Origin of the sequence: Yinghuangia soli (assembly GCF_021502675.1) — a bacterium.
Lineage (GTDB): Bacteria > Actinomycetota > Actinomycetes > Streptomycetales > Streptomycetaceae > Yinghuangia > Yinghuangia soli.
This window is the reverse complement of record NZ_JAKFHA010000008.1, coordinates 258638-284399: the sequence shown is the minus strand read 5'-3', so window position 1 is coordinate 284399 and position 25762 is coordinate 258638. Positions and strand designations below refer to the sequence as shown.

Below are 25762 nucleotides of genomic sequence, written 5' to 3'. Positions count from 1 at the left end.
CGCGGCAGACGTCGATGCCGCTGCCGTCGGGGAGCCGGCCGTCCAGGATCGCGACGTCGGGGTCGAGGGCCGGGATGCGGCGGACGGCCTCCTGCGCGGAGCCGGATTCGCCGACGACCTCGATGTCGGGTTCGGCGCCGAGCAGGTCGGACAGGCCGCGGCGCACGATCTCGTGGTCGTCGAGCAGGAACACGCGGATCGGGGCGCTCGGGGTCGGCATCACGGCTCACTTCTTCCGCAGCGGGGGTTCCAGTGTCTCAGTGCCGGCCGACGCATGTCAGCTGCGTCGGCCGGTGTCGCGCAGCAGCGCGGTCAGTGCGTCGAGGAGGTCCCGGTCGGTGACCACGCCGAGGGGCACCAGCGTCGATTCGACGACGACCAGTGCGCACACGCCGAGTTGGCGCATGCGCGCTGCGGCGGTGACCACGTCGATGTCCGGACCGATGAAGCTCTGGGCCGGCGCCAGGGCGTGTTCGGCGCGGCGGTGTTTGAGCCCGAGCGGGTCCTTCGCCCATGCGGCGGCCAAGTCTCGGTCGGACAGCACGCCTCGGGCTATGCCCTGGTGGGTGACCACCAAGTTCCGCAGGCCGTGGGTGAGCATGACGTCCATCGCGGTCCACAAGGAGTCCTGCACGTCGACCGCCACCACGGGACTCATCACCGAAGCGACGTCGGGCACCTCATCCGCGGCAGGGGGCACCGGCTGTTGCGGGGCGGTGGTGGCGTTCATGGTTGCTCCAAGGGACGGAAGACGGCGGGAAGCCGTCTCGGTCCGAGCGTCCCGCACCGGGATGGCGACCCACAGGGCCGTTCGGCCCTGTCGCAGGTCCGCAGCGCTTGGCAGGGTCGAAAGCGGCGCCAGGAGCGCCGGGGATGCCGGCGCCGCGCATGTCCCCGAGGGGGAACCATGACCGACCTCGTTCCGGCAGCCGACGCCCCTACCGTCGAGCTGAGTGCCGTGAAGGCGTGGTGGCGGGCCGCGAACTACCTTGCGGTAGGCCAGATCTATCTGATGGACAACCCGCTGCTGACCGAACCGTTGCGGCCGGAGCACGTCAAGCCCCGGCTGCTCGGCCACTGGGGCACCTCGCCCGGTCTGAACCTGGTCTACGCGCACCTGAACCGCGTCATCCGCGCCCGCGGCACCACCATGATCCATGTCACCGGGCCCGGCCACGGCGGCCCCGCCGCGCTGGCCGGCGCGTGGCTGGACGGCACGTACAGCGAGCGCTACCCCGACGTGCCACGCGACGCCGAGGGCATGCGCACGCTGTTCCGCCAATTCTCGTTCCCGGGCGGCGTGCCCAGCCACATCGCCCCGGTAGTCCCCGGGTCGATCCACGAGGGCGGCGAGCTGGGCTACAGCCTGTCGCACGCGTTCGGTGCCGCATTCGACAACCCCGACCTGGTGGTGGCCTGTGTGGTCGGGGACGGCGAAGCGGAGACCGGGCCGCTTGCCACCTCATGGCACGGCACCAAATTCCTCAGCCCGGTCACCGACGGTGCGGTGCTGCCGATCCTGCACCTGAACGGCTGGAAGATCGCCAACCCGACCGTGCTGGCCAGGTTGCCGCGCGAGGAACTGGACGCGCTGCTGAGCGGCTACGGCTGGGACCCCCTGTATGTGGAGGGCAGCGACCCCGATGCGGTGCACGCCGCCTTCGCCCGGGCCCTGGACCGCTCGCTCGACGCGATCGGACGCATCCGGACCGCCGCGCGCTCGGGGGCCGCGACCGGGCGGCCGCGCTGGCCCATGATCGTCCTGCGCACCCCCAAGGGCTGGACGGGCCCGCACGAGGTCGACGGCATCCAGGTCGAAGGCACCTGGCGCTCCCACCAGGTCCCGCTCGCACAGGTCCGCGAGAACCCCGAGCACCTGCGGCAACTCGAAGCCTGGCTGCGTTCCTATCGGCCCGAGGAACTCTTCGACGCGGACGGCGGGCCTGTCGCCGCCGTCCTGGCGAACGTGCCCGTCGGCGAGACCCGGCTCGGCGCCGTACCGCATGCCAACGGCGGCACGCTCGTGCGCACCCTGCCTTTGCCCGATGTGCACGGCTACGCCGTCAAGGTCGACGAACCCGGCGCGACCATGTCCGAGCCGACCCGGGCACTCGGCGAGTGGCTGCGCGACGTCATGGCCGCCAGCGCCGCGCGCCGGGACTTCCGGGTGTTCGGCCCGGACGAGACCGAGTCGAACCGCCTCGGCGCGGTGTTCGAGGCCAGCCCCAAGGCATGGCAGGGCCCGTACCTGGACGTCGACCGGCACCTGGCCGCAGACGGCCGGGTGATGGAGATGCTCTCCGAACACACTTGCCAGGGCTGGCTGGAGGGCTATCTGCTGACCGGCCGGCACGGGGTCTTCTCCACCTACGAAGCCTTCACCCACATCGTCTCGTCGATGTTCAACCAGCACGCCAAGTGGCTTTACGAGTCGGCCAAACTCGGCTGGCGTCCGCCGATCGCCTCACTCAACTACCTGCTGACCTCGCATGTGTGGCGGCAGGACAACAACGGCTTCTCGCACCAGGACCCCGGCTTCGTCGACCATGTCGTCAACAAGCGCCCCGAGGTCGTGCGGGTGTACTTCCCGCCGGACGCCAACACCCTTCTGGTGACCGCCGAGCACGTGCTGAACAGCCGCGGTCTGGTCAATGTCGTCGTCGCCGGCAAGCAGCCCTCCCCGGACTGGCTCGGCATCGACGCGGCCCGCCTGCACTGCGCCCGCGGGGCGGGTATCTGGGAGTTCGCTTCCAACGACGAAGGCACCCCGGACGTCGTGCTCGCCTGCGCAGGCGACGTACCGACCCTGGAGACGCTGGCCGCGGTCGGCCTGCTGCGCCGCCACCTCCCGGACCTGCGAGTACGCGTGGTGAACATCGTCGATCTGATGCGCCTGTTGCCGCACGACGAGCACCCGCACGGCATGCCCGACAAGGAGTACGACGCGCTGTTCGGCACCGACGTGCCGGTCGTCTTCGCCTACCACGGCTACCCGTGGCTGATCCACCGCCTGACCTACCGGCGGGCGAACCACGACCATCTCCACGTCCGCGGCTACAAGGAGGTCGGTACCACGACGACGCCGTTCGACATGGTCGTCCTCAACGACATGGACCGCTACCAGCGTGTCGTCGACGTCATCGACCGCGTCCCTTCGCTCGGCGGAAAAGCGGCAGCCGTGCGACAGTCGATGCTCGACATGCGGGCGCGGCACCACGACTGGATCCGCGAGCACGGCGAGGACATGCCGGAGATCAGCGGCTGGCAGTGGGCCGGCTCCGCATTGCCGCCGAAATGACGTCCCGCACACGCCTGTTGCCGTGGCCTTCCGGCCCGGTGACAGGCCGAACGGCCCCTCCGCCCGGGCCCCATGCCCCGTGTGCGGCAGCGGAGGCCCCGGCAGATTGGACGGGACGGCGACAGTGCCCTTGAACCCGAGGGCCGGGTCTCCGCCACCCGAACCAATCCCCGACGATGGCGCAGCCGAGTGGAGGAACCCCCATGAGCGCCCAGGCAGAACAGCCGAAGGGCAGTCCGCCCAGCCGACCCGGGCGTCGCTTGCACCGCAACCCCATGCGAAGCCGCGGTCAGGCCGCACACGAGCTGTTCGTCGCCCTGCTCGTGCTCGCGGCCTTGGCCGTGCCGGTGCTGGGGTTCGTGGCCGGGCGCGCCCAGTTCGACATCTCGGAGGACCGGAGCAGGCGCGTCGCCGCCGACAACCACCCGGTGACCGCCGTGCTTCAGCAGAACGTGTATGGCACGGGATCCGCACTGCGTACGGGGCACACCAAGGCGACGGTGTCCTGGACCACCGGGGACGGCACCGTACAGCTGGGCAAGGCACCGGTCGGTTCGTCCGGTGACAAGGGTGACCGGACGACCATCTGGCTCGACCCTGCAGGCAACCCCACCGAAGCCCCCAAGCAGCACGACCGCGTCGTCCTGGACGCGGTCGGCGCCGGGGTGCTGACCCTGCTCGCCGGCTTCGGGGTCCTGCTCGTGTTCTACGCCGCCGAGCACACTGCCTTCACGCGCTCCCGCATGGGCGCCTGGGCCCGCGAGTGGGAGGCCGTCGCACCCGTCTGGACCAAGGCCTGACCCCTGACACACCCCGTGCCGCCCTCCGTGCAGCTCAGAGCGCCCGTTCCTTCCGGAACGGGCGCTCGCACATGCGGTGCCCTGCTCGCAAAAGACGCCGTCGGGCGCGAGAATGGCGCCAACGACTGCGTCGGGGCGGACAGGAGCTGCCTCAGCCGCTTGGGGAGAGTCATGCCGGACGAAGCCGAACCGACCGAGGCGCGCGAACGCGCCCCTATTCCGCGCATGCGCCTGGACGAACTGCTCGACGAACTCCAAGCCCACATCGGTGTCGTACGCGCCACCCGGGACCGGGTGCACACCCTTCTGGAGGCCGTCCTCGCAGTCGGCAGCGATCTGGAACTGGAGACAGTCCTGCGGCGCATCGTCGAATCGGCGATCGCACTGGTGGACGCCCAGTACGGGGCACTCGGTGTGATCGGCGACGAGGAGCGCCTGGCACGCTTCCTCCCGGTCGGCATGGACGCCGAGACCATCGCCAAGATCGGCCCTTTCCCGTCCGGCCGGGGCATCCTCGGCCTGGTCATCCGCGACCCCCACCCGGTCCGGCTGCACGAGATCTCGGACCACGCCGATTCCTTCGGCTTCCCTGCCAACCACCCGCCGATGCACACGTTTCTCGGCGTCCCGATCCGGATCCGCGACGAGGTGTTCGGGAACCTCTACCTGACCGAGAAGCGCGGCGGCGCGGACTTCGACGAGGACGACGAGGCCGTGCTCCGCACGCTCGCCGCGGCCGCAGGCGTCGCCATCGACAATGCTCGCCTGTACGACCAGGCCAAGCGCCGCGAGCAATGGCTGACGGCCGCGTCCGACCTGACCCGCAGCCTGCTGTCCGGCGCCGCCCCCTCCGATGCCCTGCGTGCTTTCGCGGCCACTGTGCGCGAGATGGCCGGTGCCGACCTGGTCACCATCGCCGTGCCGGTGCCCGGCACCGACGACCTTGTCGTGGACGCTGCCGACGGCGAGCGGGCCGACGCCGTCCGCGGCCTGGTCCTCAGCGGAGGTGCCACGTTGGCGGGCAAGGTCTACAGCTCCGGCGAGACCGCGGTCTCGGAGGATCTCTCGGCCGACCCGCGTGTGCAGCATCACGGCGTCAACGACATCTATGGCGGCTTCGGACCGGGCTTCATGCTGCCGCTCGGCACAGCCGACCACGTCAGGGGCGTGCTGCAGGTCATGTCGCGCTCCGGACGTCCCGCGTTCTCCGAGCCTGTCGTCGCCATGGTCTCCGGCTTCGCCGGCCACGCTGCGCTTGCGCTGGAGGTCGCCGAACGCCGCCGCGACGCCGAACTGCTCACCGTCTTCCAGGACCGTGACCGCATCGCCCGCGACCTGCACGACGTCGCCATCCAGAGGCTGTTCGCGTCCGGCATGACCCTGCAGGGCGTCACCCGCATCGTCGGCCGCAAGGACGCCGCCGACATGATCATGCAGACCGTCGACGACCTCGACGAGACGATCCGGCTGATCCGCTCCACGATCTTCTCGCTCAAGGCCCGCGAGCGCGGGCAGGCCACCGGGCTGCGCGCCCGCGTCCTCCAATTGGCGGACCAAGCGGCCGAGCAGCTCGGCTTCGCCCCGACTTTGCGCCTGGAAGGCCTGCTGGACACCGCGCCGCCCGAGGAGTTCGGCGAACACATCCTTGCCGTACTGAGGGAAGCGATCTCGAACTCGGCGCGCCACGCGAAAGCGACCCGCGTCGAGGTATCGCTGGAGGCGGGCCCGACGTCGGTGACGGCCGTCGTCACGGACAACGGCATCGGGATCCCCGCGGATCGCACGCGCTCCAGCGGTCTGGACAACCTGGCCGCGCGCGCGGCGCAACTGGGCGGCACCTTCTCGGTGGCTGCCCGGAGCGGAGGCCCGGGCACTGTGGTGACGTGGCAGGCGCCCTACCCCGATGCCGGTCCGGCGGACGGCAGGCGCGGCTGACGCACGTCTTCCCCGGCGCGCGGAATGCGCCGTCCGGTCACCAACTGCACCCGGATCCGGACCACCCGGTCGTAGGCGCCCGGCGCCCAGGGTGCGGGGAGTGTTGCCTCCAGCAGGTCGTATTCCGCTCCGGGGCCGAGGACCTCGGCGAGCCCGGTGACCACCACGCTCCAGCCGGTCCGGTCGGCGGGATCCAGTTCGTCGGCCTCGAACGCGACGACATTGCCGTCGAGAGCCCGGGCCAGCGGGGAGCCGCCACGCGTACGGAAGACCACGTCCATGCCCAGTACGGCGAAGTTGACCGGCCGCACGGCCGGAAGCGCCGCCTGGGAAAAGACCACCCGCCCGACCTCGACCCCGCCCAGAAGCGCCATCGCCTCGGCGCGGTCGAGCTCGGCCATTCCCGTCCACCCGGGACCGCCCGGGCTTGCCGCTTCTTTTTGCATCAGCCGATCGTCACCTGTCGCGATGGGCATGCACAGGGCCGGACGGCCCTCCTGCAATGCCGTGCTTTGCTTCCCCCACCGCGTGCTGCCATGCATTCATGGCGTCGTTCCTCAGTCCGGCAGCAGCGTCGGGTGTCCGGCTCCGTGGTAGCGCGGAGCGGGGGCTCCGACGCCTTCGCCTTCCCCGCCGAGCAGGCCGGCGAGAACACCGAGCAGATCGTGGTCGGTCACGATGCCGAGCGGCCTGCGTGCCTCGTCCACGACCACGAACGCGTCGGCACCCGCCGCGCGCATGCGCAGCGCCGCGGCCACCACGTCGACCTCCGGGCCGATGAACGTCTGGTTCGGAGCGAGGGCATCGGCAGCCCGCACGTTCTTCAGCCCCAGGGGGTTCATCGCCCACACAGCCGCCAACTCCCGGTCGGCCAGCACACCCTGGACCGTCTCGCCGCGCACCACCGCCAGGTGGCGCAGGCCGCGGCCGAGCATCACGTCCATGGCCGTCCACAGCGAGTCGTCCGCCGCGACGGACACGACCGGGCCGTGCATCACCTCGCCCACCTTGGGCGGCGATTCCACATGCGCGTTCATGATGGCCTCCTCGAACCGGCCGGAACGGCACCGTGCCGTCGTACCCCACCAGCGTCAGCCCGCCCCCGTCCGGGCCACAGGGCCGAACGGCCCATGACATCCCCGGCACCCGGACGGACGGTGGAGAAGAAGGCAAGACCGGCCCCGGCCATGTCGGGCGAGGTACCCGAGGAGTACGTCATGACCACCGGAACCCCTGCCCCGACCGGTCACGTGGTCTGCGGCGTCGACGGCTCCGACTTCGCGCAGCACGCCGTCGACTGGGCCGCCGACGAAGCCGTTCTGCGCGGCACCGACCTCGAACTGGTGCATGCCTGGGAACCGAAGGCCTTTGCACGCCACGACTGGTACGCAGGCCTCCTGCACGACGCAGGGGTCGAGGTACTGCAGCGCCACGCCGCACACGCCCGACACCGCCGGCCCGGCCTCCGCGTCACCACGGACATCGTGCGCGCCGACGCCGCCGACGTACTCGAAGCCGCCTCGGCCCGGGCCGGCCTGCTGGTGGTCGGCCGCCGCGGCCTGGGCGGATTCACCGGCATGCTGCTGGGCTCCGTCAGCCGGAAACTGGCCGGGCTCACTCACTGCCCCCTGCTCGTCGTCCCGGCCGACGCCCACGGCGCAACCGGCGGGACCGGCGCCGACGAAGGCACCCCCAGGTCGGCCAAGCCGGTCATCGTCGGGGTATCCGACGCCACTTGCGCCCCGGCCGTCGAATGGGCCTTCCAGGAGGCGGCCCTCCGCAACCTGCCGCTCCGCGTGTGGCACACCTGGGCGTTCCCGCCCACGCCCGCCCCCGATTCCATCTCGCCCCCTTCGGCCCGCGCCGCCTTCGCCGAGGCGCAGCGCGACGGAGAAGCCATGCTTGCCCGGGTGGTCGCGCCGTTCCGCGCCGCCTACCCGGACGTCGAAGCCACCGAGGAAGTGGTCAACCGCCCAGCAGTGGGAGCGCTCATCGACTTTTCCGACGGCGCCGCGCTCACCGTCGTGGCCACGCACCGCCGCCCCCACGACTACGGCCGCACCATCGGCCGTGTCACGTACGCGGCACTCCACCACGCCCACTCCGCCGTGCTGTTGATCCCCGTCCCATGACCCCGCGGAGCAGCGCAGAGGTGGCTGCTCCGACCTCAGGCCCGCGGAGGCAGCGCGACGCGCCACGTGCTCCCGGCCTCGACGGTGCCTTCGCCGCTGCCGATCCGCACCCGGATCGGCGCCTGCTGCCCCGGGCGCAGGGAGACCGATGCGGCACGGTGGGAGATGTGTACCCGGACACCCCAATGGCCGCGGTATCGGAGGTGGAATTCCAGCGGGCCGATGCCCGCCGGCAATGCGGGGTCGAGGACGAGGGTGTCTTCCTGGACTTCCATGCCGGGGTATCCGCGGGTCAGCAGGTCCAGGCAGCCGGCCATGGCGCCCAGGTGTATTCCTTCGGCGGTAGTGCCGCCTTGGACGTCGTGGACGTCGGCGGCCATGGCCTCGTGCAGGAAGCGGCCCGATGCGGCGCGGTCGCTCCGCGCCAGCACCCAGGCGTGGACGACGGCGCTGAGCGTCGAGCCGTGGGCGGTGCGCTGCAGGTAGTAGCGCATGGTGCGATCGAGGAGGTCGTGGTCGCATGCATATCCCAGGCGGGCGAAGATCCTGGCGAGTTCGTCGGGTGGGAAGAGGTAGGCCAGCATGAGCACGTCGGCCTGTTTCGATACCCGGTAGCGGTTGGGAGTGTCGCCCTCGGCTTCCAGGATCCGGTCCAGGCGCCGAATGTCGCCATAGCGCTCCCGGTAGGCATCCCAGTCGAGTTCGGCGAGATCGCCGTAGCGGTGGAACTGGCTGATCACGTCGTCGTGGAAGCACACCCGCAGCTTGCGGGAGACATGATCCCAGTGCGCGGGTTCGCCGTTTCCCAGACGCAGCCTGTCGGCGAGTTCGGCTCGGCGGTACGCGGGCAGCAAGTCCAGCGCGCGACCTGCGGTGTGCAGTACCCACGAAGCCATGACGTTGGTGTACGTGTTGTCGTCCAGTCCCGGCTCCGCGGCCCACGGGTAGGCGTCGTGGTACTCGTCGGGGCCCATCACTCCGCGGATGCGGTAGCGCCGCAGGACGGGATCGTAGCGCGCAAGGTCAGCCCAGAATCGGGCAATTTCGATGAGAAGTTCGGCGCCTTCGGCAGCCAGGTATGCGTGGTCTCCGGTGGCTTGGAAGTACTGCCACACGTTGTAGGCGACAGCTGATCCCACGTGCCGTTGCAGGTGGCTGTGATCCGGCAGCCATCGCCCCGATTGCGGATTGAGGTGTACGGCTGGTGTCTCCTCGCGGCCGTCGCTGCCGCTCTGCCACGGGAACATGGCTCCTTGGTATCCCGCGTCGTGCGCGGCGCGTCGTGCGGCGCCGAGTCTGCGGTAGCGGTAGCGCAACAGGCCACGGCTGACCTCGGGCAGCCGCAGGTTCAGGTAGGGGAGTACAAACAGTTCGTCCCAGAAGACGTGGCCGCGGTATGCCTCGCCGTGCAGACCGCGGGCAGGGACCCCCGCGTCGAGCTCGGCCGTGTGCGTCGTGAGCGTCTGGAGGATGTGGAACGTGTACAGGCGGGTGGTTCGCTCGGTCTCCGGCGCACCCTCCAGGTCGAGATGGCACCTCGACCACAGTTCGGCCCAGTGCCGCGCATGCGATGCGGCCAACTCCTCGAAGTCCGCCGCCTCGCCGGCGCTTTGCACGGCGGCCTGCACCGGATCGCCGATCGCGGGGTCGCGGCCGGTGTACACGGCGGCGACCTTCTCGACGACGACCCGGCGGCCGGGTGCGACCGGCACGGCGATGTCCGTCCCGATCCGGGTGGCGTCGGTCCACGTCCGTACCTCGGACGGTGGCCCACCGGTGGTGAGGCGTGTTCTTGCCGCGGTGGCGATGCGTACCCTCGACGCCGGCGTCTCGGCTTCGAGCACGATCACCCCGGCGTCCGCCGTGTGCTTGCGCCGCAGCGCAAGGTGGCAGTCGGCCAGCCCCTGATACCGGGCAACACCAGTGTTGCGGACGCCGCCGTCGACAGCCGAGCGGACCTCGAGCCCGCCTGACCAATTCTCCGCCTCCAGCGTCGTCTGCAACGCCGCGATGTGCGGAAAGACGAGGTGTACCAGGCGTTTCTGCCTCACCGCGGTGATCCGGCCCGCCGCGTTGCGGACCCTGGAATGACGGGAAAGGATGCCATGCCGCATGTCCAGTGCGACAGTGTGCTCGACGATCTCCTGCGCACGGCCCGTGAACCAGTCCCCGTCCTGTGCTCGGAACGTCAGCGGAAGCCAATTGGGGATATTGACGAGGTCCTCGTTCTCGACCGCATGTCCGGCCAGGCGGGTCACGCTGCGGTCGTAAAGTCCGGCCAGGTAGGTCCCGGGGTAGTGGACGGCATCGGCTTGTGTTTCGGGAGCTGCGCCTCGGGTTGCGAGATAGCCGTTGCCCAGGGCGCACAGCGCTTCGCGCAGGCCCTCCTGCTGCGGGTCGAAGCCCGCGTAGCGGAGGGTCCACCCGTCGTGTTCGACGCCGGGCGGCACGGTCAGCGCCGTGCTGACGGGTAGAGGGCCTCGAGCTGTTCGATGTGTGCTTCCGGGCCGGGGAAGAACAGCGATTCGTGGTCGTCGTCCGTCCACCGCACCCAGTACGGCGGTGAGCCGTCGGTGTGGTCGACCCGGGTCACGAGGCCGATGCGTCGGGGCTCGCCGACGTGCAGGGATTCGACGACCAGCCAGTCGCCTGCTTGTGCTTTCACGGTGCCGCTCCCTTTTCGGAGTTTCCCGAGTCCGCGGCCGCGGCCGGTCGTCGGGTCCGACGGTTCCAGGGTGCCGCCCGCCGTGATGCGGGCACAGGGCCGAACGGCCCGGCGCAGTCCGACCGCGTCGGCGCTCGTCAACCGCATACCGACCAGGTGGACACGCGGTCGATTCCTGCCTCGAGCACAGAGTCGCCGCGGCAAGTACCGCTTCCGAAGCCACTCACGGTGAGCCCTTCGGCCAAGCACGGTCTCCGTATCGGAGTACGGGATGCCACGACAGGCGGGTGGGTCGTTCGGCCCTGTCCACCGCGCGGGCTCCGGCGTTGGATCTGTGTCAGGGGCCACTGTGGGAGGTGGCATCGTGACCGCAACAGTTCTCGCCCTATTCATCGTGTCGATGCTTGTGCTGATAGTGCTGCCCTCGCGCGTGCTGCGTCGACTGTGGCCGAGGCGGCTCCTGCGGCGTCGGGCACGCGGCTTCGTGTGGCAAGTGACGGACCGCGATGCCTGCGCGCGAGACCTGGAAGACGAAGAGTCGGCATTGACCGCTGCTCTGGCCGCGGAGGTTCTGCCGGCCGACGACTACCGAGCAGAGATGCAGCGTGTCGCCCGCAGCGACCAGGACATGCACCGGGTTTGCGTGCCGCAGGCCCGTCGCCGTGGCCTTCGTCCTGATGGCCGGTGACGGGCCCGCGCCGCAGTGCACAGCGCCGTCGACCGGGCTGCCGACGAAGGGCCGGCACGGCCGCGGCCTGCGGCCGTGCCCGACGCCTTCAGACACACTCTCCCGCCGAGGACGTGCTGGCCTACAGGGCCGGTCGGCCCTGGCGCCGCCGCTCTTCGGGCGGTCTCCTGGTTCCGACGGGGCACCGAGCGGCGGCTCGACGAACGGGACGCACGAACGGACCGCGCGGGCGCGGCACTGGAGGTTTGTGATGGACGACGAAGCGAACACACAGTCGGCAGGCTCGGCGCAGGACCTCGTTGCGACACCGGTCAGGGACGTGATGAGCGTTGCGTTGGTGACGGTCGCGGACGACGAATCGGTCCTGATGGCCTGGGAAATCATGCAGCGCACGGGATTCCACCACCTCCCCGTCATGAACAGCGAAGGCCGGTGCCTGGGCATACTCGAACGCGCTGAACTCGCAGTGGCATGTGCGGCTCCTGCCACGGCCGTCAGCGAGGCACGTGTCCTGGACCTCATATCGGAGCAGCATCCGGTGATCCACGACCATGCACCGGTGTCACGGGCAGCCGTATTGATGACCCAGGTCGGTGCGGATGCCCTTCCCGTGCTGGATGCCTCGGGTGCATTGGCCGGGATGCTGACGGCGCGCGACATCGTCGCCCTCGTCGCCGGACAGCCGAAGCGCCGGCCCGGTCCGGCAGGCGCGGGGCCGGTGCACTTCAGCCTCGAACCGGTGCTGCCCTACCCGTTCGACGACTGAGCTCACCCACCCCGGCGCAGGTATTGGCACCCGCTGTTCGCGCGTCGGCGGCCGCTGCCGGTCAATCGGGGAACAGCACCGCAGCACCGTGGACCCGGTCGGCAGCGAGGTCCGCAAGCGCCCGGTCGGCCTGGTCCAACGGGTAGTGGGTCGTGGCGGCCTTGATGCCGATGGCCGACGCCAGGCGCAGGAATTCGACGCCGTCCTGACGGGTATTGGCGGTGACACTGCGTAGCTGGCGTTCCTGGAAGAGGTGCCGCTGGTAGTTGAGCGCCGGTATGTCGGTGAGGTGGATGCCCGCCAGGGCGAGAGTCCCCGATCTGTCGAGTGCCGCCAAGGCGGCCGGGACGATGTCACCGACCGGCGCGAACACGATCGCCGAGTCGAGCATTTCGGGCGGCGGATCATAAGTGTCCTGGGCGGACGCCGCCCCGAGTTCGCGGGCGAGGACCCGGGCCGGCTCGGCCCGGGTCATGACGTGGACGGTGGCCCCGCGGGCGAGGGCGACCTGGGCGGCCAGGTGCGCCGACGCCCCGAAGCCGTAGATCCCCAGGCGCCCGCCGGGCGGCAGTTCGGCGCGCTCGAGCGCCCGGTAGCCGATGATGCCGGCACACAGGAGCGGGGCGAGCCCGGCCGGATCCGCGTCGTCGGGCAGCGCGTAGGCGAAGGCTTCGGGAACGACGGCGTACTCGGCGAAGCCCCCGTCGGCGTCCCAGCCGGTGTATTCCGAGGCCGGACAGAGGTTCTCGCGCCCGGCACGGCAGTACCGGCACACGCCGCACGTGTGCCGCAGCCACGGGATCCCGAGCCGGTCACCCGGAGCAAAGCGCGCTGCGCCAGGGCCGAGTGCGTCCACCCGGCCGACGATCTCATGGCCGGGAACACTGCTGGGCCGGTGCGGCGTCAAGTCCCCCTCCGCCAGGTGCAAGTCGGTGCGGCACACGCCGCAGCACTCCACGCGGACGCGTACCTCGCCCGGCCCGGGGTCGGGGAGCGGGCGGCGCTGTTTCTGCAAGGAGCCGCGTGCTGCGGGGCCGGGGGTCTCGACCACCCACGCCCGCTGTCGGGCAACCGGTCCGAGTGGGTTCCGCGCGGTTCTCATGACGCCTCCTGGCCTGGCGAGGGGAAGCCGGCGATGTGCGCGGGGACGCGCACCGGTCCCTGGTGCCAGCGTCGCCCTTTCGGCGCGGCAGCGCACGGGCCGAAAGGCCCTGGGCGTCCCCGCTCGCTGCCCGCCCCCGGCCCGAGCTGCGAAGCCTCCTCAGACCGGGCCCTCCGGTGGCGCCGTCTTCCGAGATGCCGGCGATTTCCCGTCGGGCGGCCGGTTTGCAGCAGTCGCCCGGCAGCGGGCAAGCGCCAGGAGCACCAAGCCCACCAAGAGCACGGAAACCGCCGAAAGCCCGGTCAGGGCCGGCGGCCCGAGGACCCACATCCGCTCGGCGTCATCTGTGTGGTGGGCACGGAAGCGCTGGACGATGCTCTCCCTGCCGGCAGTGCGAGCCGTGTGCATGACAGATCACCTCCGCAATCTTCGGACCGACTCACGATGCGCGGCGCACGGTCGCACCCGCCAGGGCCGAACGACCCCGCCCCGTTGGCGCGGCGCGCAAGGTCGGCCACACAATGGTGCAAACCCGTTTTTTCGAGGCCGCCACGCGTGGGCTGTCACCTCGGGAGCGACCATGCCGGACGGGGCCCAGTCGACCGACGACCGCTCCCCGGGACCGGATCGACCTCCGATTCCGCGGATGCGCCTGGACGAACTGTCTCACCGAGAAGCAAGGCGGGGCGGACTTCGACGAGGACGACGAGGCTCTTCTGCGAACCCTCGCGGCGGCGGCCGGCGTGGCGATCGAGAACGCCCGGCTCTACGACCAGGCCCGCCGCCGCGAACGACGGCTGACCGCCGCCTCGGACCTTACCCGGAGCCTGCTTTCCGGCGCCGATCCGTCCGACGCCCTGCGCGCCGTCGCCGGCACGGTACGCGAGATGGCCGGTGCCGACCTGGTCACCATCGCGGTTCCCGTGGCCGGCACCGAGGATCTCGTCGTCGAAACGGCTGATGGCGAACGCGCGGGCCGTGTGCGCGGACTCGTCCTCGGTGGCGGCGCCACCCTGGCCGGAAAGGTCTACACGTCCGGAGAGACGGCCGTCTCCGAGGATTTGTCGGCCGATCCGCGGGTTCGGCATCCGGGAATCGGCGACGTCTACCAGGGCATCGGGGCGGCTTTCATGCTCTCTTTGGGCACGGTCGGGCATATTCGCGGTGTCCTGCAGGTCATGGCACGGTCCGGCCGACCGGCCTTCGCCGAGGAGACCATCTCCATGATCTCCATGATCTCCGGGTTCGCCGGTCATGCCGCACTCGCCCTGGAGATCGCCGAGCGCCGTCGCGATGCCGAACTGCTGACGGTCTTCCAGGACCACGACCGGATCGCCCGCGACCTGCACGATGTCGCGATCCAGCGGTTGCTGGCGACTGGCATGTCCCTCCAGGGCATCACCGGGATGGTCGACCGCCGCGACGCCGTCGACCTGATCATGCAGACCGTCGACGAGCTCGACGAGACCATTCGGCTGATCCGTTCCGCGATCGTCTCGCTCAAGGCCCGCGAGCGCGGCAAGCCAGGCAGCCTGCGCGCGGGCATCCTGCGACTCGGTGACCAAGCCGCGGAGCAGCTCGGATTCGCACCGGTCCTGCGACTGGAGGGGCTGCTCGACAACGCCGCGGACGAGATCCGGATCACCGTCACGGACAACGGAACGGGAATCCCCGCCACACCGGAGCATGTCGGCGGTCTTGCCGACCTGGCGGCCCGGGCGGTCGAGTTCGATGGCAGGTTCGAGATCGCCCCGCCTGAGGACGGTCCTGGGACCGTCCTTTCGTGGAGCGCTGCCTACCCCCGCGGCCTTGCGGAACAGGGACTCTGACCGGCGTACGACAGCGCTGACGAGCCGAGCCGCCGATACGCGGGCCTGGGGGTTCCGGTCGAGGGCGCCGGCATCAGACCTGGTGGGCTCCCGTTCCGGGGAGCGACGGCACCATGGGCGGGCGGATGCGCATGTCATCGTCCGCGTACGCGAGGTGTTCGCGGACGTCCACGACACCGTCGACGCCGCGGCACAGCCGGACCAGGATGCCGATGAGCGACCTGCGTTCCAGCCGACCGGACAGGTCGACGATCCCGTCGGCCACGTGGACGTCGACGGTACTCGGATCGACGCGCATCGTGTCGCGGATGATGTCGTCGCGGATTTCGTTGCCGATTCGGTCGTCGGGCCGCAGGAACACGCGCAGCAGATCGCCGCGGCTGACGATGCCGCAGAGACGTCCGGAGGGATCGACTACCGGCAGGTGCGCGACGTGGTGCCGTTCCATCAGCCGAGCGGCGTCGGCGACGGGCGTGCTCGGTTCGACGATCACGGCCGGAGAGGTCATCAGCGCCCCGGCGGTCGCAGCTCGGGCCTTTTCGCGTGCGGCGCGTACCGCGCGGCGGGTGAGGATTCGGAGGGGGAACGGGGCGGGGCCGTCACGTTCGGCCTCCTTGCGCAGGAGGTCGGATTCGGAAACCACACCGACGACTTCGTCTCCGTCGAGCACGGGAGCAGCTGCTATCCGGTGCTCCCGCAGGATGCGAACGACCTCCTTGAACGGAGTGCCGGGCCGGACGGTGACGACATCCGTGGTCATCTGGGATTCAACGCGCTGGTGGTACATGGGAACGTCCTCCTGAGAGCATGGATAGACGCCCACACTCAGCTTGGCCATCCGATCGCGACGCTGTGCAGGGCCGATCGGCCTATAGCGACCCCATGTCCGGTCGACGCGCCGGCCCGGTTCGGCCCTGAGGCGCAGGTCGCACCCACGTGGACCAAGGTGTGAACCGAGCACGGCGACCGGGTCGGCGGTACATCGATTCCCGGCCGGACACCGGGTCGAACGGCCCGTGACATGCACGCCGCCCGGCGAGACGGTGGACGGCAACGTCCCCGGCCACCTGGCCGGGAGCACCGAAGGAGGATGCAGTGACCGCCGGCACCCCCGCTCCGACCGGCCACGTGATCTGCGGCGTGGACGGCTCCGACTTCGCGCAGCATGCCGTCGACTGGGCCGCCGACGAAGCGGTCCTGCGCGGGACCACGCTTGAACTGGTGCACGCCTGGGAGCCCAAGGCGTTTGCTCCCGACGACTGGCACGGCGTCCTGCACGACGCGGGCGTCGAGGCGCTGCACCGGCACGCCGAGCAGGCCCGGCGCCGGCATGTCGACCTCATCGTCACCACGGACGTCGTCCACGCCGATGCCGCCGACGTGCTCGAAGCCGTCTCGGCCCGCGCCGGGCTGCTCGTGGTCGGCCGCCGCGGCCTCGGCGGATTCACCGGCATGCTCCTGGGCTCGGTCAGCCGCAAGCTGGCCGGACGCACCCACTGCCCCCTGCTGGTGGTCCCCGCCGACGAGCGCGGGACGCCGCCCGGGGCCGACGTCACCGATGGCACCGTTGCGCCATGTGGCCCGGTCGTCGTCGGCGTCTCCGGCGCGACCTGCGCACCGGCCGTGGCAGGCGCCTTCCACGAAGCGGCACTGCGACACGTGCCGGTTCATGCCTTCCACGCCTGGTCGTTCCCTCCTCCGCCGGCCTTCGGCCTGCACGCCGTTCCGCCTCCGCCGGGTCGAGCAGCCTTCGCCGCCGCCCAGCGGGACGCCGAAACGATGCTCGCCGAGGTCACGACACCGTTCCGTGCTGCGTTCCCCGATGTCGAGGTCGCCGAGAGTGTCATCAACCGCCCGCCCGTGGGCGCGCTCGTCGACCTCTCCGAGAGCGCCGGGCTCACCGTCGTGGCATTGCATCCGCGTCCCCGCGACTGCGGACGCACCATCGGACGCGTCGCCTACGCAGCACTGCATCACGCCCACTCCGCCGTGCTGTTGGTGCCCACCGGCTGATCATCCGTGCCGAGCCGCGGTGCGGATGGCCCTGTGCGGTCGACCACCCCACGTCCCATGCTCGGAGAACGGCCGGAGTCGCCGGACGCAGCACGGTTCGACCAGGAGGGTCCCATGTCGCGGCCTGCAGGTGACGTCGAGCGGTGGCGGCGGCGCCTGGTGCCCGCAGTTCCGGGGATAGGGGTGCTTCGGAGATACCAGCGCGGATGGCTGCGCGGCGATCTGATGGCAGGCGTGACGGTCGCGGCCTACCTGGTGCCGCAGGTCATGGCGTATGCGACCGTTGCCGGCCTGCCGCCGGTGTCCGGGCTGTGGGCGATTTTGCCGGCGATGGTGGTCTACGCCTTCGTCGGGTCGTCACGGTTGCTGGCGGTCGGTCCGGAGTCCACGACCGCGCTGATGACCGCGACTGTGGTCGGGCCGCTCGCGGGCGGCGATCCGGCGCGGTACGCGGCCTTGTCGGCGACGCTCGCCGTTCTGGTCGGGCTGCTCTTCATGGTCGCGTGGCTGGTACGGCTGGGGTTCGTCGCGGACTTGCTCTCGCAGCCGGTGCTCATCGGGTATCTGACCGGGCTGGCCGCGATCTTGACGGTGGACCAGCTGTCGAAGCTGACCGGGGTCACGGTGTCCGGTGACGGCTTCGGGCCGAAGCTGCGCTCGTTCGTCGCCAATGTGTCCGAAGTGCACTGGCCTACAGTCGCGTTCGGTGCGGCAGCGCTGGCGCTGCTCTTTGTCGTGGGGCGGTTCTGGCCGCGGCTCCCCGCGCCCTTGCTGGCCGTGATGCTGGGGACGGCAGTGGTCGCCGTCTTCGGGCTTGCCGATCGCGGTGGCGTCGACGTGGTCGGAGGGATCCCGGCCGGCCTGCCCGGTGTGGCGTGGCCGGTCCTGGGCGATACGGAAGCGCTGCTGATCCCGGCGGCGGGGATCCTCCTGGTCGGCTACACCGACGTCATCCTCACGGCTCGGGCGTTCGAGGAGCGCGACAACAAGCCGGGGCTGGACGCGAACCAGGAGCTGTTCGCGCTGGGGGCGGCAAACGTCGGCGCGGGGCTTCTGCACGGATTCCCGGTGAGCAGCAGCGCCAGCCGCACGGCGCTGGCGAAGTCGGCAGGCGGCCGCAGCCCGGCATATGCGTTGACCGCCGCTGCTGTCGTGCTCGCCGTACTGCTGTTCCTCAGCCCGCTGCTGACCGACATGCCCAAGGCGGTCCTCGGAGCTCTGGTGGTCTTCGCCGCGGTGCGGATGGTCGACGTGGCGGGCTTCCGGCGGCTGCTGTCCTTCCGCCGGCGGGAATTCCTGCTGGCGCTGGGATGTCTCGTCGCAGTTCTGGCGTTGGACATCCTTTATGGCGTGCTGGTTGCGGTGGGGCTGTCGGTCGCGGAACTGCTGAGCCGGGTCGCACGGCCGCACGATGCGGTTCTCGGGGTTGTCCCGGGTGTCGCGGGGATGCACGATGTCGACGACTATCCGGCGGCCCGCAAGATCCCAGGCCTCGTGGTCTACCGGTACGACTCGCCGCTGTTCTTCGCCAACGCGGAGGATTTCCGGCGGCGCGCCTTGGCCGCGGTGGCCGCGGAGACCGACCCGGTGGAGTGGTTCGTGCTCAACGCGGAGGCGATCGCCGAGGTGGACATCACCGCACTCGACTCGCTGGAAGCCGTACGCGCCGAACTGACCGGACGCGGGATCGTCTTCGGCATGGCCCGCGTCAAGCAGGAACTGCGGGAGGACCTGGCTGCCTACGGCCTGGCCGCTTCGGTCGGCGAGGCCCGGATGTTCCCGACGCTGCCGACCGCTGTTGCGGCGTATCGGCTGTGGCACCGCGACCGCTCACTGCCGACGGGCGATTCCGGCGCCGCTGATCCACCGGACAGGCAGCCCACCGACGCCGAACCGCGGGTGTCCGACGGCGACGACACCGTCCCGTGACGAGCTGGAGCGCCCCGAGGCGATGGAGCTGCTTCCCTCTGCACAGGTCGGACGAGTGGTCTTCACCGTGCAGGCCTACTGGCGGTAAGACCGGTGAACTTCGCGGTGCGCCGCGGGGATGCGCTCCTCCGGGTGGCGGCCGGCCGGCGGGGGGCGCTCGACACGGCGATCCTTCCCGAATACCTTCCCGGCCAGCGGGAGTTCGGTGGCGCGGGTTTCCAGTCCCGGGAAGTCCGCCGCGGCGGCCCGGTTCCGGGGACCGGACCGCCGCGGCGGAGGCAGGGGCGGCTACAGGCGGGCGATGCGTTGGTCGGCGATGCCGATCGGCCGCCGTCGCGACGGCAGTCGGTGTGTGTCGTCGTGGTCGAAGCGCAGTGCGTGGGTGACGTCGACGACCCCGTCGACGGCCCGGCACAGGCGTACCACCAGGGGGATCAGGCTCTTGAACTCCAGCAGGCCGGCCAGGTGCACTCGGCCGCCGTCGACGGTGACGGCGACGGCGGCGGGGTTGATCCACAAGGCGCGGGTCAGGACGTCCTCGGTGATCTCGGCGCGGATCTGCTCGTCGTCGCGCAGGAAGACCCGGATCAGGTCGCACCGGCTGACGATGCCCTCCAGGCGCCCGTCGGCGTCGACCACGGGCAGGCGCTTGACGCCGCGGCGCTCCATGAGGCGGGCAGCGTCGACGACCGACCGGTCCGCGCGGATGGTGACCGGGGGAGCGCTCATCAATTCGCAAGCCCGCACGGCTCGGGCCTTGGCTCGGGCCCGGTGCGCGCCGAAAAGGCCGCGGGTGGCCTCGGGGGCGCCGTCTTCCCCACCTGCGTAGGCCTCTTTGCGCAGCAGGTCGGCCTCCGAGACGACGCCGAGGACGCGTCCATTCGCGTCGACGACCGGTACGGCGCTGACCTTGCGGGTCTGCAGGATACGGACGATCTCCTTGAACTCGGCGTCCGGGCCGACGGACGCGGTGCCGGTCGTCATCACCGACCGCACGAGCTGGTGTCCCATGATGTCCCTCCGGGGATCGTGACGTGCGCTGAAAGCGGACTGCGCCGTAGTAAGCAGGAAGCCGGCGTGGTCTCGCCGAGGCTGCTCAGGTGGTGCGGTCGGCCCAGGCCGGGCCGGTCTGCTGCCACTCGCGGGCCCAGGCCTCCATACGGGTACGCATGAACACGGTGCGCCCGCCGGCGTAGAGGACCAGGAGGACGCCGAGGCCGCCGATCACGCAGAGCATGCCGAGGCCGATCGCATCCACGAGCAGACGGCTGTGCGCAATCGGGGCTGCGACAGGGCTTCCGGACCGATCGAGCCAGATGGTGACGGCATCCCCCTTGTAGCCGGTGGAAGCCACTGGTGCGCGATCGGTCCGCGAAGTGCCGTCGGTGACGGTCCACGTCACCCGTGCCTTGGTCGGACCGCTGCGGCCCGGCGAGCGGCCGACGCTGTGCACGTTCTGCTCCAGGACGGCGGGTACCGCCCGGTTCTCCGCGACTGCCGTGCGCCGCCGCGCCTCGGTGTCGTCGAGCTGGGCGCGCGCCGCGACGTACCCGAGCAGCGGAAGCGCGCAGAGCGCGGCGACCAGGAGGCCGACGAACACGTCGTACAGGCAGTGCGCGCGGGTGCGGAGCGGATTGCGGCGCCACGGCCGTATCGGGTCGGCGGTACCGCCCTCCGGGGCGTGTGCGTCGGCGATCATGTCGGGTCCCTCCAAGCGGATGCGCCGGCCAGGCCGCTTGCGGCGGCTACGGGCGGTGGTGCCCGTGGGCTTGCTGCCGGGCGACGCGACGGACGTTTGCGCCTGGGGAGGCCCGCCGGAGCCGGTCCGGCGGGCACCTTGCCCGTGTGCGCAACTGCTGTGTGGTGACAGGAAGTCAGCGGAGCCAGGCGTACTTCTTGACGAACGGACGCTCGGACCACCAGGTACCCAGGCCGTAGCGGGTGCCGGCCGCGGTGGCGGCGAGGGCGATCAGAGCCAAGGCGTAGATGACGTGGTAGTCCGCGAAGGGGTTGGTGGACATCGTCGCGGCACCGGACTCGCTGTGCTTGGCGGGCGGCCATTCGGCGATCCACATGAGCGCCATCATCACGGTCCCGGAGACGGCGGCGATGCGCAGGCCGATGCCCAAGATGACGGCGATGCCTATGCCGAGAAGGCCGAGCATGAACAGCCAGTCGGCCCATGGGTCTCCGGCCCAGCCGCGCAGGGTGCCGGCCATCGGGCCGACATCGACGCGGGAGAGGAAGCCCTCGGTGGGGCGCGCGCCGTCGATCCAGGCCTTGCCGGACTTGGTGGCGTAGCCGAGGCCGAAGGTCTTGTCGAGGAACGCCCACAGGAACACGAAGCCGAGGACGACACGCAGCGTCGCGGTCGCGATGTCGCGGATCGATGTCGCGGTGACGGCTGCGGAGTCGGCGGCCGCCAGGGTGCCATCGGTGGTGCTGCGGTTGCGGCGGGACAAGTGGAAGCCGCCGGCGAAGCGGTGCTGGTGCGAACTGGCCATGGTGGTTCCCCCAATTGTGCGCGCCGCTCGGTGAGTCGGCGGCGCCGGTGGACGGACGGATCGGTGCGTGGGTGCACGTTCGGATGCGTGCCGGGGCGTCGGACTGCCCGCGGGCCTGGCCAGCTTGCAGCTCTCCGATCGCCGGGTCCGGTCAGCGCCGGTGCCGCGGGTGGCGGTGATGCCAGGGCCCGCCCAGTGCGGCGCCGGCCAGTGCGGCCAGGGCGGCGGCGCAGGCGATGACCAGGACCAGGACGGTCCAGAAGCGTGCGTCGAGGATGAACACGGTCCTGCCCCCTCTTCGTGCGGTGCCGGGTCGGCCGGTGCCTCCCGCCCGCAGGTACACCGTCCCGCGTACGAGAGGGGCCGCCGCAGAGGCAGGGGGCCCGGCCGACCGGGTCCAACGGCCGGTTGGACGCACCGTCTTCCACTGCCAGTCGCGGACATCGCCCCGTCGGGATCTGGTGGTGGCCACCCCCAGGAGCGACCGAGGGCGCGCAATGGTTTGATCGCCATGCTGCTCACGCTCGCGGGGACGTGGCGGTCATCCTCGGGAGTCCTGATCGTGCCAGCTGGGGGACAAGGGGTCGCAGGTTCAAATCCTGTCCTCCTGACCAGCGTTTACGCAGGCCGTAGGCCGCTTCGTATGGGGGTATTTCGACAGACCTGACGGCTGCGTTTTCATCGTGTGGTGGTCGCGAGAGGTGAAGATCGAACGGCACCCGACGACGGCAACCCGGTCCACGCGGCAGAGGTCCTCGCCAAGGACGACCCCGACGGGAAGTCCGCCATGGCCGAGACGTCTCGCATCCTCGCTGAGGCGGTGCAGGGCGTCCGTGACCGACTCGGCACTGGGCCGGGCAGCCGCCTGTGAGCTGGTGGTGGGAGTAGTTCGCCGACGAGGAGACCCGAGCCGAAGGTGGGGCCGCTGCGACAATGTTCTTGGAGGAACCTGTCGTGGTCGGCCGGGGTTTTCGCGGTTCGGATGTTCGGGTGCTTGACTGCACAGCAAGGTGGCGGCTGGAGCTCTCGGAGGAGGTGTCGTCGTGGGCAAGCGCGTGACCAGGAAGGTGCAGGTGTCGGCGCCGCTGACGGCGGAGCGGCTGCGTGCGGGCTGGCAGGGACCGGCGGGCACCCGCCTGCTCTTGGCCCGCCCGCAAGACGCGGGGGCGGCCGACGCGCTGATGGGCACCGCCGGCGACCAGGTCGCGTTCGACCCGTCGCTGCGTACCGCGATCGAGGACGGCTCCGCCGCGTCGAGCATGCTCGCGGGCCTGGCCTCGGAGGCGGCGTACCGGGAGGCGGCAGCCAGGTCCTTCACCAGTCTCCCGACGGACGAGGCGCTGGCGAGTGTGTGCCTGACACTTGTCGCCACCGACGCGCGGGACCAGGTCGTCGGCGTGCTGTCCGGAACCGCGCCGGGCACTGTGATGGCGATGGCCGCCCGGCATGGCCACAACCCGCAGAGGTGCCTGGCGCTGAGCCTGTTCATCGCCAAGGTCCATGGCCTGGCCGTCGCCGAGCACGCCCGCGGCCAGGGGATTGCCTCGGCCCTGCTGGAGCGCGCCGGGCAGGTCTACGAGCAGCTCGGCTACCGCCTGCTATACGGCGCGTACGAGGCGGACCGCGACCTGGGCGCGTTCTACGCTCGCAGCGGCTACACGACCCTGGTTCCGGGGGCGGGGTTCTCCTTGGGGCGCCTCGGCCTGCCCTTCATGCTCCGTGCGGGCGCCGATGAGTGCGTGTTCCTGCGCTGGCGTCCGCGCCCGTGACTGTGCGGGCCGGCACGGCACCGGGAACTGCGGTACCCGCCGGTTCGCAGGGGTCGGTGATTGCTGGTTCCAGATGAGGGTGCAGTCGGCCGTGGCCTACCGGTCGAACAGGCCTGACACGTAAGGTGCGCAGCCCGGTCGGTCAGGCGACGGCCGGAGCGCCGTTCGTGCGGTTGCGGGCCATCCAGTCCGCTGCGAAGGCGACTGCGGGGATGAGCGGCACCAGTCTGCTCTGGGCGTTGCCCACGAGGCCTTGTGCGATGGGGATGTGCTCGGTGAGATCGGCGCCTATCCGGTCGAAGTCGGCGAGGTCGAGGAGGACGTCCTCGTACGAGGCCCACATCGGGCGACCGAGCCAGTCGGGCGCGACGCAGCGGTACATCCGCGTGGCGATCCTGGACTGGTAGTACTCGGCCAGATGGAAGCCGGTGAACGCCGAGAAGCCCGCGCCGAGCATCAGCACCTTGGCGTCGGGGAGAGAGAACAACCTTGCCAGCGGAGACTGTTCGCCGAAGTGCGACACCGGGTTGTGGTGCCGGACGATGCCGTCCGCCAGCGATCCCCGGGCCACGAAGGAGGATTGCGGGTGGGAGCTGCGCACTGATCCCGGCGCCTGGCGGAGCACCTCTGCCAGCGCGCCCATGGTGGGCGAGGCCGGCGTCCAGACGGGGTCGAACGGCGGCATCTTGCTCTTGTAGGCCTGGAGTTCGTCGTCGCTCAAGCCGTGCGTGGCACGCTGGAACGGCAGCGACGTATCGGAGTTCAGCTCGGTGAAGGCCGGCAGGACCAGCGTGCCGTTCTTCCCCACCGCTTCGGTCAAGGCGGCCAGGACTCCTCGCGCGCCTCGCTCCACCGCGCCGATGTCGCGCAAGCGGCAGTGCACCAGGAGTACGTCGCTGCTCTGCACGCCGAGATCGCGCAGGTCGCCGACCAGTTCGCGTACCGTCCGGGGCGGCCGCGCTGCGGACGTGTCGGCCGGTGCGTCCGGTCCGAGTGCGACGACCGGGGGCGGTATCAGCCGCGGATCCACCGGAGGACGGGTGGTCATGCCTTGCCTCCCGGAGGGGTCGCCGTGGCGACGGTTGCGGCCACACGCGCCTGGACATGTTCGATGAAGGCGATCAAGTCCGGGCAGTAGACAGAAGGTTCGCCGAAGCCGACGCCGGCGCGGTAGCGATGTGTGAAGTAGCCTCCGCCGCACACTTCCCGCACGCGGCAGGCGCGGCAGGTCACGCCCAAGCCGGCCATGCCCATCTGGCGCACGGCCAGGGTCGGGTGGCGCAGCGCATCGTCGAAGGAATGGGTGGCGACGGACATCCCCGTGGCCGCGGCGCCGTCGTAGACCGACTTGAGGGTGTCGACCTGTTCGATCATGCCGTCGGTGTCGATGACGACCACCGTCGCCGGCCCCGGGCCGATCTGCTCGGACTTGCCCGTACCGCCGAGCACCAGCGCGATGGTGTCGCGGAACAGCCGCACGCTCGTCTCTGCTTGCTTGACGTCGTACCAGCGGTCGAAGGCCGCCGAAAGCCATTCCCCGTAGGGGGCGGCGGTGGTCCCTGGTGCGCGCGAGGGCGGAGGCTCGTCCCAACTGCCGTGCGGCAGAAGGAAGTCAATGGTCGGCGGGGCATGCTCCAGCAGCGCCTCGTAGACCTCGACAGGGTCGTTCGCCAGGTCGATCGTGCACAGCAGGCCGCTGTAGAGGCCGGGACGGGACGGGTCGCGGAGCCGCGCGATCGCCTCGGCCACCTCGGCGTGGCTGCCGCGGCCGTCGGCACGGCGGCGGTGGCGGTCGTTGGCGGTGGCGTCTCCGTCCAGACTCACGCCGATGGATATGCCGAGCGCGTGCAACGCGTCGAGATTCGCGTCGTCCAGGAGGAGGCCGTTCGTCTGCATGGCCAGGGAAACTTCGGTGTAGGACGGGACTTCCCGGCGCACGGCCTCCGCGAGGTGCCGGATCAGTCGCATCCCGGCGAGCATCGGTTCGCCGCCGTGCACGATGACGGTCACCTTCTCCAGGTGCCGGGCGCGAGCGTGTTCACCGATGCGGGCGGCTGTCCGGTCGGCGACCTCGGGTGACATCGCCTTGCTGGCGGTACGCCAGGACTGGTCGCCCATCTCGTACAAGTAGCAGTAGTCGCAGGCCAGATTGCAACGGCTGTGCACCTTGACGACGAAGTGCTGCAAGGGCACGGGGCGCCAGAGGGAACCCAGCGACAGGTGGGACCGGATGTTCCTCGGCCACTCGACGCTTACCGGCATTCGCACCGGAGCTGACAGCTCCATTCCGCGTTGTTCCCTTCGCAACTTCCCCCGGGGCTGACGGGTCTCC

25 protein-coding genes are annotated in these 25762 nt (G+C 70.6%); 11 read left to right on the top strand and 14 right to left on the bottom strand.

The window, feature by feature from the left end:
• A partial coding sequence (locus LZ495_RS17145; RefSeq protein ID WP_235053095.1) for a response regulator transcription factor occupies window positions 1-220 on the bottom strand: 220 nt, incomplete at its 3' end.
• A gap of 57 nt (window positions 221-277) precedes the next feature.
• Complete coding sequence (locus tag LZ495_RS17140; RefSeq protein ID WP_235053094.1) at window positions 278-730, bottom strand: CBS domain-containing protein; 453 nt, start codon at window positions 728-730, stop codon at window positions 278-280.
• A 177-nt stretch (window positions 731-907) separates the two neighbouring features.
• Here LZ495_RS17140 and LZ495_RS17135 point away from each other — a divergent pair, with 177 nt between their 5' ends.
• The 3 genes from LZ495_RS17135 (at window position 908) to LZ495_RS17125 (ending at window position 6033) form a co-directional block, all read left to right on the top strand.
• Window positions 908-3298 (top strand): phosphoketolase family protein, encoded by a 2391-nt coding sequence (locus tag LZ495_RS17135; RefSeq protein WP_235053093.1) that lies wholly within the window; start codon window positions 908-910, stop codon window positions 3296-3298.
• A gap of 176 nt (window positions 3299-3474) precedes the next feature.
• Window positions 3475-4098, top strand: coding sequence for an Rv1733c family protein (locus tag LZ495_RS17130; RefSeq protein WP_443732546.1), 624 nt, complete (start codon window positions 3475-3477; stop codon window positions 4096-4098).
• A 171-nt stretch (window positions 4099-4269) separates the two neighbouring features.
• Window positions 4270-6033 carry a GAF domain-containing sensor histidine kinase gene (locus tag LZ495_RS17125; protein ID WP_235053091.1) on the top strand — a complete coding sequence of 588 codons (1764 nt, stop codon included), beginning with the start codon at window positions 4270-4272 and terminating at the stop codon, window positions 6031-6033.
• On the opposite strand, the gene LZ495_RS17120 is transcribed toward LZ495_RS17125, so the two are convergent.
• Both LZ495_RS17120 and LZ495_RS17115 read right to left on the bottom strand, forming a co-directional pair.
• Entirely contained in the window at window positions 5994-6434 is a 441-nt protein-coding gene (locus LZ495_RS17120) for a pyridoxamine 5'-phosphate oxidase family protein (RefSeq protein WP_235053090.1), read from the bottom strand. The genes LZ495_RS17125 and LZ495_RS17120 overlap by 40 nt on opposite strands.
• A 156-nt stretch (window positions 6435-6590) precedes the next feature.
• Window positions 6591-7070: a CBS domain-containing protein gene (locus tag LZ495_RS17115; RefSeq protein ID WP_235053089.1), complete on the bottom strand. Its 480-nt coding sequence runs from the start codon at window positions 7068-7070 to the stop codon at window positions 6591-6593.
• Between the two features lie 180 nt (window positions 7071-7250).
• Between LZ495_RS17115 and LZ495_RS17110 the strand changes: the two genes are divergently transcribed.
• Window positions 7251-8165, top strand: coding sequence for a universal stress protein (locus LZ495_RS17110; protein ID WP_235053088.1), 915 nt, complete (start codon window positions 7251-7253; stop codon window positions 8163-8165).
• Window positions 8166-8200: 35 nt separating this feature from the next.
• Here the strand turns inward: LZ495_RS17110 and LZ495_RS17105 are convergent, their stop codons facing one another.
• On the bottom strand, window positions 8201-10615 hold the full coding sequence (locus tag LZ495_RS17105) for a glycoside hydrolase family 65 protein (protein WP_235053087.1): 2415 nt from the start codon (window positions 10613-10615) through the stop codon (window positions 8201-8203).
• 2 nt (window positions 10616-10617) lie between these two features.
• Window positions 10618-10830 (bottom strand): DUF1918 domain-containing protein, encoded by a 213-nt coding sequence (locus tag LZ495_RS44880; protein ID WP_235053086.1) that lies wholly within the window; start codon window positions 10828-10830, stop codon window positions 10618-10620.
• Between the two features lie 364 nt (window positions 10831-11194).
• On the opposite strand from LZ495_RS44880, the gene LZ495_RS17095 reads away from it, so the two are divergent.
• Window positions 11195-11518: a hypothetical protein gene (locus LZ495_RS17095; protein WP_235053085.1), complete on the top strand. Its 324-nt coding sequence runs from the start codon at window positions 11195-11197 to the stop codon at window positions 11516-11518.
• A 250-nt stretch (window positions 11519-11768) separates the two neighbouring features.
• Window positions 11769-12284 carry a CBS domain-containing protein gene (locus LZ495_RS17090; protein ID WP_235053084.1) on the top strand — a complete coding sequence of 172 codons (516 nt, stop codon included), beginning with the start codon at window positions 11769-11771 and terminating at the stop codon, window positions 12282-12284.
• Window positions 12285-12345: 61 nt separating this feature from the next.
• Here LZ495_RS17090 and LZ495_RS17085 read toward each other — a convergent pair whose 3' ends face one another.
• Window positions 12346-13386, bottom strand: coding sequence for a zinc-dependent alcohol dehydrogenase family protein (locus tag LZ495_RS17085; RefSeq protein ID WP_235053083.1), 1041 nt, complete (start codon window positions 13384-13386; stop codon window positions 12346-12348).
• A 743-nt stretch (window positions 13387-14129) separates the two neighbouring features.
• On the opposite strand from LZ495_RS17085, the gene LZ495_RS17080 reads away from it, so the two are divergent.
• Entirely contained in the window at window positions 14130-15215 is a 1086-nt protein-coding gene (locus LZ495_RS17080) for a GAF domain-containing sensor histidine kinase (RefSeq protein ID WP_235053082.1), read from the top strand.
• Window positions 15216-15288: 73 nt separating this feature from the next.
• Here the strand turns inward: LZ495_RS17080 and LZ495_RS17075 are convergent, their stop codons facing one another.
• Window positions 15289-16269, bottom strand: a complete 981-nt coding sequence (locus tag LZ495_RS17075) for a CBS domain-containing protein (RefSeq protein WP_235053081.1) — start codon at window positions 16267-16269, stop codon at window positions 15289-15291.
• 41 nt (window positions 16270-16310) lie between these two features.
• On the opposite strand from LZ495_RS17075, the gene LZ495_RS17070 reads away from it, so the two are divergent.
• Together LZ495_RS17070 and LZ495_RS17065 are read left to right on the top strand one after the other, a co-directional pair.
• Entirely contained in the window at window positions 16311-17228 is a 918-nt protein-coding gene (locus tag LZ495_RS17070; RefSeq protein WP_235053080.1) for a universal stress protein, read from the top strand.
• 114 nt (window positions 17229-17342) lie between these two features.
• Complete coding sequence (locus LZ495_RS17065; RefSeq protein ID WP_235053079.1) at window positions 17343-19157, top strand: SulP family inorganic anion transporter; 1815 nt, start codon at window positions 17343-17345, stop codon at window positions 19155-19157.
• Between the two features lie 288 nt (window positions 19158-19445).
• Here the strand turns inward: LZ495_RS17065 and LZ495_RS17060 are convergent, their stop codons facing one another.
• From LZ495_RS17060 to LZ495_RS44055, 4 genes are all read right to left on the bottom strand, one after another.
• Window positions 19446-20168, bottom strand: coding sequence for a CBS domain-containing protein (locus LZ495_RS17060; RefSeq protein WP_235053078.1), 723 nt, complete (start codon window positions 20166-20168; stop codon window positions 19446-19448).
• A gap of 85 nt (window positions 20169-20253) precedes the next feature.
• On the bottom strand, window positions 20254-20856 hold the full coding sequence (locus LZ495_RS17055; RefSeq protein ID WP_235053077.1) for an Rv1733c family protein: 603 nt from the start codon (window positions 20854-20856) through the stop codon (window positions 20254-20256).
• A gap of 175 nt (window positions 20857-21031) precedes the next feature.
• Window positions 21032-21661 carry a DoxX family membrane protein gene (locus tag LZ495_RS17050; protein ID WP_235053076.1) on the bottom strand — a complete coding sequence of 210 codons (630 nt, stop codon included), beginning with the start codon at window positions 21659-21661 and terminating at the stop codon, window positions 21032-21034.
• 151 nt (window positions 21662-21812) lie between these two features.
• On the bottom strand, window positions 21813-21944 hold the full coding sequence (locus LZ495_RS44055) for a hypothetical protein (RefSeq protein WP_268822911.1): 132 nt from the start codon (window positions 21942-21944) through the stop codon (window positions 21813-21815).
• 405 nt (window positions 21945-22349) lie between these two features.
• Here LZ495_RS44055 and LZ495_RS17045 point away from each other — a divergent pair, with 405 nt between their 5' ends.
• Together LZ495_RS17045 and LZ495_RS17040 are read left to right on the top strand one after the other, a co-directional pair.
• Window positions 22350-22532: a hypothetical protein gene (locus LZ495_RS17045; protein ID WP_235053075.1), complete on the top strand. Its 183-nt coding sequence runs from the start codon at window positions 22350-22352 to the stop codon at window positions 22530-22532.
• Window positions 22533-22704: 172 nt separating this feature from the next.
• Window positions 22705-23430 (top strand): GNAT family N-acetyltransferase, encoded by a 726-nt coding sequence (locus LZ495_RS17040; protein ID WP_235053074.1) that lies wholly within the window; start codon window positions 22705-22707, stop codon window positions 23428-23430.
• Window positions 23431-23572: 142 nt separating this feature from the next.
• Here LZ495_RS17040 and LZ495_RS17035 read toward each other — a convergent pair whose 3' ends face one another.
• Together LZ495_RS17035 and LZ495_RS17030 are read right to left on the bottom strand one after the other, a co-directional pair.
• Window positions 23573-24478, bottom strand: a complete 906-nt coding sequence (locus LZ495_RS17035) for an AAC(3) family N-acetyltransferase (RefSeq protein ID WP_235053073.1) — start codon at window positions 24476-24478, stop codon at window positions 23573-23575.
• Window positions 24475-25623: an FxsB family cyclophane-forming radical SAM/SPASM peptide maturase gene (locus LZ495_RS17030; protein ID WP_235053072.1), complete on the bottom strand. Its 1149-nt coding sequence runs from the start codon at window positions 25621-25623 to the stop codon at window positions 24475-24477. The genes LZ495_RS17035 and LZ495_RS17030 overlap by 4 nt, the downstream gene beginning before the upstream one ends.
• Between the last annotated feature and the right edge of the window lie 139 nt (window positions 25624-25762).